This is a genomic window from Caballeronia sp. M23-90 (assembly GCF_053574605.1).
The window spans coordinates 1-8027 of sequence record NZ_JBSIPA010000305.1 but is presented as its reverse complement, the minus strand read 5'-3'; the positions used below and the strand labels follow the sequence as shown (position 1 = coordinate 8027).

Sequence of the window (8027 nt, the reverse complement as noted above, 5' to 3'; positions counted from 1 at the left end):
TGCATCGGCGGCGTACGGCGTACCGATCGTCGGCGGCCACAGCAATGCGCGCAGCGATCAGGCGCAGTTGGCGGTATCGATTATTGGACGCGCGAAGAAGTTGCTGTCCAGTTTCAGCGCCAGGCCCGGCGACCGGTTGATGATGGCCGTCGATTTGCGCGGGCGCTTCGAAGATCCGTATCCGTTCTGGAATGCATCGGTCGGCGCACCTGTTGAACGTCTGCGCGCTGATCTCGAAGTCCTGCCGATGCTCGCCGAAACCGGTCTCTGCGATGCCGCCAAGGACATCAGCATGGCCGGCGCGCTGGGCACCGCGCTGATGCTGCTGGAATGCTCCGGCGTGGGCGCGAGCATCGATCTGTCCCGCTTGCCGGCGCCGGCGCAGGTCGACCGTGTGCGATGGCTCACCGCATTCCCCAGCTTCGGCTTCGTGATGTCCGTGCGTGAAGAAAACGTCGCACGGGTCGAACAGATGTTCGTTGAACGTGGTCTCGCTTGCGCATCGATCGGCACGGTCAACGAATCACTTAAGGTCACGCTTCACGATGGCGACGATCACGCCGAACTGTGGAACTTCGAGCACGACGCGTTCATAACGTCAGGGAGCGTGACGTAATGCGCGTCGCCCTCACTACGCATTCGGTCAATCCGCGCGGTGGCGTGGTGCATACGCTCGAACTCGCTGCCGCGCTGGTGGATGAAGGTCACGATGTCACGATCTTCGCACCCGCTGCACCTGGCGAATCGTTATTCCGTGAGCCGCCATGCCGGGTGATTCTTGCAACTACTGAAGGCTCACAGCAGAACACGGTTGCAATGGTGGAAGCACGTCTTCGCGCTTTGAAAGCGAGCTTGAGAGCCTGCGACGCCGGAGGTTTCGACGTGCTGCACGCGCAGGACAGCATCAGCGGAAACGCGCTCGCGGAACTCAAGGAAGACGGCACAATTAAGGGCTTCGTCCGCACCGTTCACCACCTGGATCATTTCGACAACCCACGCCTTGCTGCCTGGCAAACGCGTGCGTGGCGCGACGCGGATCGTGTGTTGTGCGTGAGCGCAATGTGGACGCGCTTGATGCAGGTTAAATACGGAGTCGATGCAAGCACAGTATCGAACGGTGTCGACCTGACACGTTATTCTCCACAACGCACGCATCAAGACGAAGCGTCAGGCATCGATGGATCGCCGGTTGTGCTGGCTGTTGGCGGCATCGAAGCGCGCAAGAACACGGCCGCTTTGCTCGAAGCATTCGCGGTATTGATCCAACGCCGCCCCGAAGCGCGGCTCGTGGTTGCAGGAGGCGCGAGCCTGCTCGATCACAACGCATACGCGCTCGCTTTCATGCAACGCGTAGCCGAGCTGAACCTCACGCATGCGGTGACCGTCACCGGCCCCCTGGACGACGCCGCAATGCCCGCATTATTTCGCCGCGCCGATGTCCTCGCGATGGTATCCCTGAGCGAAGGTTTCGGCCTGGTCGTGCTCGAAGCGCTTGCAAGCGGTACGCCGGTGGTGGCATCGAACATCGCGCCCTTCACCGAATATCTCGACGACACTACCTGCTGCTGGGCCACGCCAACCGATCACGAATCGATCACGAACGCGCTTGAACAAGTCATCAGCGGGCGTCACAAAACCGATTTTGAAAACGCCGTCCCCGCGTTGCTCGCGCGAATGAGCTGGCAGGCATCGGCGAAGAAACATCTCGACATTTACAGCGGCTTGCTCGCAAGCCGTGCCCTCAAATCTCTCCAGGAAGCCGCCATGCCGGTCATGCATTTTCGAATCCAGTGGCCTGATGACAGCGAAGACAACTGCTATTCGCCATCGCAGGTCGTCAGTGATTTCTTTACGCCGGGCCAGGACTATCCTGTCGATGACTTCGTTTCGCGCGCCCGCGAGGCATTGAACATTGCATCCGAACGCGTGCGCGAGAAGTACGGCTTCGCGTGCTCGGCGGCGATGGACCAGCTCGCGAAGATCGAGGTCGACGCCGAACGTTTCATGGACGAACCCGACGCACGGGTCAAGGTCATCGCGCTCGTCTGAGCGCCGCCATTTTTCAGCGAGGACGCATCATGTCGCATATATCAGCGGACACGACGCACTACAGCGTGATCGTGGTCGGCGGTGGACAGGCGGGTTTGTCCGCGAGCTACTACCTTAGACAGGCAGGTATCGATCATCTCGTGCTGGAGAAAAACACCGTCACGCATACGTGGCGATCGCAACGTTGGGATGCGTTCTGCCTCGTGACGCCGAACTGGCAATGCGCGCTGCCGGGTTATCCATACGCGGGTGACGACCCGCACGGCTTCATGGTGAAAGACGAGATCATTGCGTATCTCGACGGCTTCATCAAGGCGGTCGATGCACCCGTGATCGAGCATGCCGAAGTCAGGCGTGTCGCACGAAATGGCGAAGGCGGATTCAGCGTATCGACCAGCCAGGGCGCGTTCACGGCGGATCAGATCGTGATTGCATCGGGCGGATATCACACGCCCATCGTGCCGCGCATGGCCGAGCGCCTGCCGCGTTCCATCGCGCAGATACAGTCGTCGGAATACCGCAATCCGCAGGCGTTGCCCGAAGGCGCCGTGCTTGTGGTCGGCTCGGGGCAGTCGGGCGCGCAGATCGCCGAGGACCTGCATCTCGCTGGACGCAAGGTCATTCTCGCGGTAGGCGAAGCGCCGCGTTGCGCACGTTTCTACAGAGGCCGCGACGTGGTCGACTGGCTCGCCGACATGAAGTACTACGACATGCCCGTCGAACAACATCCGTTGCGTGAAGGCGTACGCGACAACACCAACCACTACGTGACCGGCCGCGATGGCGGACGCGATATCGACTTGCGCAAGTTCGCCGCCGAAGGCATGGAATTGTACGGACGCCTGCAGGACCTGCAGGATGGCGTGCTGCACTTCGCGCCGAACCTTATCGATAACCTGGACAGCGCCGACAAGACGTTCAACGGCATCAACGCAGGGATTGATGCGTTCATCGAGAAGAACGGCATCGAAGCGCCGCCGGGATCGCGCTACGAGCCGGTATGGTCGCCTGCGGAGGAACGCACCACGCTGGATCTGCAGACAAGCGGCATAGGGTCGATTGTGTGGTGTATCGGCTTTACGCCCGACTTCAGTTGGCTCGATGCGCCTGTCTTCAACGGCCGCGGTTATCCGGCGCACACGCGCGGGGTGACGCCTGTCGATGGAATCTATTTCGTCGGCTTGCCGTGGTTGCACACGTGGGGCTCAGGACGATTCTCGGGCGTGGCGCGCGACGCCGAGTATGTCGTAAAAAAAGTCAGCGTTTATCGGGAAGCTAAAGCGCGCGATGAGGTCGCCGTTTGAAAAGACAAATAAAAAAATGCCGGCGCATGAAGCGCCGGCATTCGAAAAAATTTCGTGATCCTCAAGCCGCTTTCACAACCTTGTCACCCACGCGATGAATCGGATGCGGCTCCTTCAGGTGATTGGCGATGCGGGTTGCGTCGAAGTACGCACCATTCGGCGGACGCTTCAGATATTGCCCCGCACCCTTGACGGCGCGCAAGTCGCCATCCGCCCATGCATGCGCGCCGCGCGTGAGCGTATGCGTCGCCTGACCCTGCACGGTCAAGCCTTCGAACACGTTGAAGTCCACCTTCTGATGATGCGTCTCCACCGAGATCGTCTTGCTCGCAGCCGGGTCCCACACGACCAGATCGGCATCCGCACCCACCTGCACGGCACCCTTGCGCGGGAACAGGTTGAAAATGTGCGCCGCATTGGTTGACGTCACGCGCACAAACTCATTGGGCGTGAGACGTCCCTGGTTCACGCCGTAATGCCAGAGGATCGCCATGCGGTCTTCCACGCCGCCGCAACCGTTAGGGATGCGCGTGAAATCCTCGCGTCCCATCGCTTTCTGCGACGCGCAAAAAACACAATGGTCTGTCGCCGTGGTGTGAAGTTGCCCTGATTGCAAACCGCGCCATAGTGCCTCGCGATGTTCACTCGTGCGAAATGGCGGGCTCATCACGTGCGCTGCGGCACGGTTCCAGTCGGGATCGCTATACACCGATTCATCGATAACAAGATGCCCCGGCAGCACTTCCGCGAACACCCGCTGGCCTTCGCTGCGCGCACGCGTGATGACGTCGACGGCATCTTTCGATGAAACATGCACGATGTAGATCGGCACGCCCAGTACTTGCGCAATGCGTATTGCACGATTGGCCGCCTCGCCTTCGACTTCGGGTGGCCGTGACAACGGATGCGCTTCCGGCCCGGTAAAGCCTTTCGCGAGCAATTGCTTCTGCAGTTGAAAGACGAGCTCACCGTTCTCCGCATGAACCGTCGGTAACGCACCTAACTCCAGTGATCGCGCGAAGCTGTTCACGAGCACTTCGTCGTCGGCCATGATGGCGTTCTTGTAGGCCATGAAGTGCTTGAAACTGGACACGCCGTGTTCACGCACGAGCGTTCCCATGTCCTTGTACACCGACTCGTCCCACCACGTCACGGCCACGTGAAAACCATAATCCGCCGATGCCTTTTCCGCCCAGCCGCGCCATTCGTTGAAGGCTTCCATCAACGGTTGCTTCGGACTTGGAATAACAAAATCGATGATGCTCGTCGTACCGCCGGCCAACCCCGCTGCCGTGCCGGTATAAAAGTCGTCGCTCGCTGTCGTTCCCATGAACGGCAGCTCCATGTGCGTATGCGGATCGATACCGCCGGGCATCACATATTGCCCGGATGCATCGATGGTTTCGGTACCCGCTGGCACATCGAGGTCGAGGCCGATCTGCAGGATCGTGCCGCCTTCCTTCGGGTCTGCGCACAGCACATCTGCACGATACGTGCGCTCTGCATCGATGATCGTGCCGCCGCGAATCAGGATCGTCATGTTGCGTATCTCCTGTAAGTCCTGTGAAGACCTGCAAAATTCAGGCGCGAACGACGCGCGCCGTCGGGCTCTTGCCCATTTTCATCCACGCGCCATATACGATCGACGCAAGCGCGAGGCCCACGAACCATGCGTACGTGTAGAGCGTGTTGAAAAATGCGGGAACGTTAGGGAACGAAGCGGGAAACGCCGTGTGCAGGAAACCCGGCAAGTTCGGCAACACGCCCACGAGCAATGCCACCACCGCTGCCATGTTCCAGCCACCGGTATAACTGTACTCGCCGTTCTCGTTGAAGAGTTCACGCGTATCGAGCCGCGTGCCGCGAATCAAAAAGTAGTCGACCATCAAAATGCCGGCCACGGGTCCGAGCAACGCGGAGTACCCGACGAGCCAAGTAAAAATATAGCCCTGCGTGGTCGCGAGAATCTTCCACGGCATCATCACGATCGCGATCAACGCCGTGATCATCCCACCCACGCGATACGAAATACGTTTCGGCCACAAGCTCGAAAAATCGTACGCAGGGCCCACAAGATTGGCCGCGAGATTGCAGCTCATGGTATCGAGCGTGAGGATGATGAGCGCCACACCAACGCCAATGCCGGTCATGCGGCTGGTGAGATCGATCGGGTCCCAGATCGCCTTGCCGTAGATCACCACCGTTGCCGACGTCACCACCACCGAGATCACCGAAAGCAGCGCCATGGGTGCAGGCAAACCAATCGATTGCCCGATGATCTGGTCCTTCTGCGAGCGAGCGAATCGTGTGAAGTCGGGAATGTTCAGCGCAAGCGTGGCCCAGAAGCCGACCATGGCGGTAAGCCCTGGCCAGAACGTCGCCCAGAACAAACCTTCCTTCTTGCCGCCTGCCACGAATTGCGACGGCTGTGCGAGCATTGCACCGACACCGCCCGCCTTCGATGTCGCCCACCACACGAGCGCGAGGCACATGACGATCTTGATCGGTGCGGACCAGCTTTCAAGAAAGCGGATGGAATCCGTGCCGCGCAAGATGAAGTACAACTGGATCAGCCAGAAAAACAGAAAACATGCGAGCTGGCCGAGCGAAATGTCCAGGAAGGGAATCGGCGCGCCATGCGTCGTATTGCCGGCCAGGATGTTGAGCAACGTGTAGATCGCGCTGCCGCCCAGCCACGTCTGGATGCCGTACCAACCGCAAGCCACGATTGCCCGCAGCAACGCCGGAAGTTTCGCGCCCTTCGTTCCAAACGATGAACGCACGAGCACCGCATACGGAATGCCATGTTTTGCGCCCGCGTGACCGACGAGCAGCATGGGTACGAGCACGATCATGTTGCCGAGCAACACGGTTATCACGGCCTGCCACGGCGACATGCCCTCCTCGGTCAGGCCGGCGGCAAGCATGTACGACGCGATGTTCATGACCATGCCCACCCAGAGCGCCGCGAAGTGATACCACTTCCAGGTGCGCTGCGCAGGGGTGGTCGGCGCCAGGTCGTCGTTATATAAACTGCTGCTGGCGCCGGCCGCGAACTGCGGGTCGACGGAATGCGCTGTCTGCTTCATCGAGTTGATCTCCTCAAGATCGTTGCGGTCCGCGCCCGGGATCGGCTTATAAAACAGTTCGGGCGTCGGCCGTCTGGGGACGTCTGGTGACAAGCGCTGGTGTTTCGTAAAGCATCTGAACTCTATGCGGCCTTGACGCTTTCTTCAACGTCGGCGACCACACGAGCCGGGTTGTTCGGATGCGTCGTCCAGTTTGCGTACTCGCCGGCGTCCACGCGTTCCATGGTGATGCATTGCTCGACCGGACACACGTGCATGCATAAATTACACCCGACGCATTCGGAATCCATCACCTCGAAATGGCGCTTGCCGTCTTTCTCGCGCATGATCGCCTGATGCGCGGTGTCTTCGCAAGCAATGTGACACAGTCCGCACTGAATGCACTTGTCCTGGTCGATGCGCGCCTTGATGTCGTACTTCAGATTCAGGTACTTCCAGTCCGTGACATTCTGGACGGCGCGGCCACGAATATCGTCGAGCGTGGCGTAGCCTTTTTCGTCCATCCAGTTGGACAGGCCGTCGGCGAGATCGGACACGATCCTGAACCCATAGTGCATTGCGGCCGTGCAGACCTGGACATTGCCCGCGCCCAGGACCATGAATTCGGCGGCGTCACGCCACGTCGAAATACCGCCGATTCCGGAGATGGGCAAACCCGGCGTTTCAGGATCGCGCGCAATCTCCGCGACCATGTTCAGCGCGATCGGTTTGACAGCCGGGCCGCAGTATCCACCATGTGTGCCCTTGCCGTCGACAGTCGGCATGGGCGCCATGACGTCGAGGTCGACCGCGACAATCGAATTGATCGTGTTGATCAGCGACACGGCATCCGCACCGCCCTTGTACGCCGCCCTTGCGCTCGTGCGGATATCGCTGATATTCGGCGTCAGTTTCACGATGCACGGCATCCGCGTGCCTTCCTTCACCCAGCGCGTGACCATCTCCACGTACTCGGGCACTTGCCCGACCGCGGCGCCCATGCCGCGCTCGCTCATGCCATGCGGGCAGCCGAAATTCAACTCGACGCCATCGGCTCCGGTGTCTTCGACCAGCGGCAAGATCCACTTCCAGTCGCGCTCGTTGCATGGCACCATCAATGAAACGATCAACGCGCGGTCCGGCCAGTCGCGTTTGACCTCCCTGATTTCTCTCAGATTGATATCAAGCGGACGGTCCGTGATCAACTCGATGTTGTTCAGCCCCGCAATCCGCTGGCCGTTCCATTGCACGGCACCGTACCGCGAACTCACGTTCACCACATGCGGATCGAGCCCCAGTGTTTTCCAGACTACACCGCCCCAGCCCGCTTCGAACGCGCGGTTGACGTTGTAGGCTTTGTCGGTGGGCGGTGCGGATGCGAGCCAGAAAGGATTGGGCGAAGTGATACCAACAAAATTGTTGCGAAGATCGGCCATGAGCTGGCTCCATTATCGTGGGGTGTTTATCAGCCTCAGGCTGCCTTGATGGCCGTGGCCGCGAACGACGCACTGATGGCCTCTGCCGCGAGCTTGCCGTCCTGCACGGCCTGCACCGTCAAATCGATACCGCCATGCGCCGCGCAATCGCCGCCGGCCCAGACGTTGGA

6 protein-coding genes and 2 pseudogenes are annotated in these 8027 nt (G+C 60.1%); 4 read left to right on the top strand and 4 right to left on the bottom strand.

The genetic code is table 11. From position 1 onward, the window contains the following. From ACRXB1_RS24455 to ACRXB1_RS24440, 4 genes and pseudogenes are all read left to right on the top strand, one after another. A partial coding sequence (locus ACRXB1_RS24455; protein WP_449493501.1) for an AIR synthase-related protein occupies positions 1 to 616 on the top strand: 616 nt, incomplete at its 5' end. Then, positions 616 to 1740: pseudogene (locus tag ACRXB1_RS24450) on the top strand (MSMEG_0565 family glycosyltransferase); the annotation flags it as partial. The gene ACRXB1_RS24455 and the pseudogene ACRXB1_RS24450, both read left to right, overlap by 1 nt. Before the next feature lie 24 nt (positions 1741 to 1764). Beyond that, positions 1765 to 2049, top strand: coding sequence for an MSMEG_0570 family nitrogen starvation response protein (locus ACRXB1_RS24445; RefSeq protein WP_172812042.1), 285 nt, complete (start codon positions 1765 to 1767; stop codon positions 2047 to 2049). Between the two features lie 29 nt (positions 2050 to 2078). Then, the gene (locus ACRXB1_RS24440) at positions 2079 to 3353 is read left to right on the top strand and encodes an MSMEG_0569 family flavin-dependent oxidoreductase (protein ID WP_449493500.1); all 1275 of its coding nucleotides are present in this window, start codon (positions 2079 to 2081) and stop codon (positions 3351 to 3353) included. Positions 3354 to 3414: 61 nt separating this feature from the next. On the opposite strand, the gene hydA is transcribed toward ACRXB1_RS24440, so the two are convergent. The 4 genes and pseudogenes from hydA to ACRXB1_RS24420 all read right to left on the bottom strand — a co-directional run. Further along, entirely contained in the window at positions 3415 to 4893 is a 1479-nt protein-coding gene (gene hydA / locus ACRXB1_RS24435) for a dihydropyrimidinase (RefSeq protein ID WP_449493499.1), read from the bottom strand. Between the two features lie 40 nt (positions 4894 to 4933). Further along, positions 4934 to 6442, bottom strand: coding sequence for an NCS1 family nucleobase:cation symporter-1 (locus tag ACRXB1_RS24430; protein ID WP_062003644.1), 1509 nt, complete (start codon positions 6440 to 6442; stop codon positions 4934 to 4936). Positions 6443 to 6564: 122 nt separating this feature from the next. Further along, complete coding sequence (gene preA, locus ACRXB1_RS24425) at positions 6565 to 7857, bottom strand: NAD-dependent dihydropyrimidine dehydrogenase subunit PreA (protein ID WP_449493498.1); 1293 nt, start codon at positions 7855 to 7857, stop codon at positions 6565 to 6567. A 35-nt stretch (positions 7858 to 7892) separates the two neighbouring features. Continuing rightward, positions 7893 to 8027: pseudogene (locus ACRXB1_RS24420) on the bottom strand (FAD-dependent oxidoreductase); the annotation flags it as partial.